The organism is Ruegeria sp. ANG-R (assembly GCF_000813985.1).
GTDB lineage: Bacteria > Pseudomonadota > Alphaproteobacteria > Rhodobacterales > Rhodobacteraceae > Ruegeria.
Window position 1 is genome coordinate 1 of record NZ_JWLJ01000036.1, and the last position, 939, is coordinate 939.

At 54.2% G+C, this 939-nt stretch carries 1 protein-coding gene; it reads left to right on the plus strand.

Annotated features, from left to right (window positions below):
• Positions 1-939 (plus strand): putative Ig domain-containing protein (locus RA27_RS22970; protein ID WP_039544637.1); only part of this gene is annotated, 939 nt, incomplete at both ends.

The following is a 939-nucleotide window of genomic DNA, read 5'->3' on the forward strand; positions in this document are numbered from 1 at the left end:
GTCTACCGTCTCGGCGATGGAAATGACACAATTGATGATGTGCAGGGCGTCAACAGGCTCGACCTCTCCACGTTCAATACGGCCGATGTCAATTTCCGTACAGATCAGCGAGGCTATGATCTGTTCATCGATTTTGCCGATGGCGCAACTGTCCGGGTTCACTTCCAACTCTATAGGAACGCAGAGCAAACCAACCGCATAAGCGAAGTCATCTTTGCGGACGGAACCCTGGATGAGGTTGCCATTCATGCCAAGGCACTTGCCAATCAGAGCGGCAATGCCACGGTCTATGGTACCTATGGATGGGGTGACACGCTGGAAGGCGATGCATCGGACGAGACCCTGAACGGAAACTATGGGGATGATATCCTGTTCGGAGCGGGCGGTAACGACAGGCTGGATGGAGGCTATGGCGAAGATCTGGCCGTTTATGCGGATGCCCCTGAACACTACACGGTTTCCCGATCGGGAAATGGTCTGACCATTCGCGACAAGCGCAGCGGTGACGTGGACTTCCTTACAAATGTCGAGATGCTCGAATTCGATGGCGTCTTGTTTGATCCGGAAGACCTTCTGAACCGATCTCCAAGTGCTGCGTCCACTATCGAAGACCAGCAGACAGACGAAGGAACAAACTGGAGTTTCACGCTGCCAGAAGATACCTTCACGGATGCTGATGGTGATGCATTGTTGCTCTCCGCGACCCTGACGGATGGGTCGACCTTACCCGGGTGGCTCAGCTTTGATGCAGCAACCAGCCAGTTCAGCGGCACGCCGCCAGAAGAAGGCTTCGATGGAACCATTGATCTCAGGGTCACGGCCAGTGACGGGGCGGCTGAGGCATTTTCTGATTTCTCACTGACCATTATCGCTGTGAACAACGCTCCAACTTTGACGCAGGCGCTGAGTGATCACAGAATAAAGGAAGATCAGGCGTGG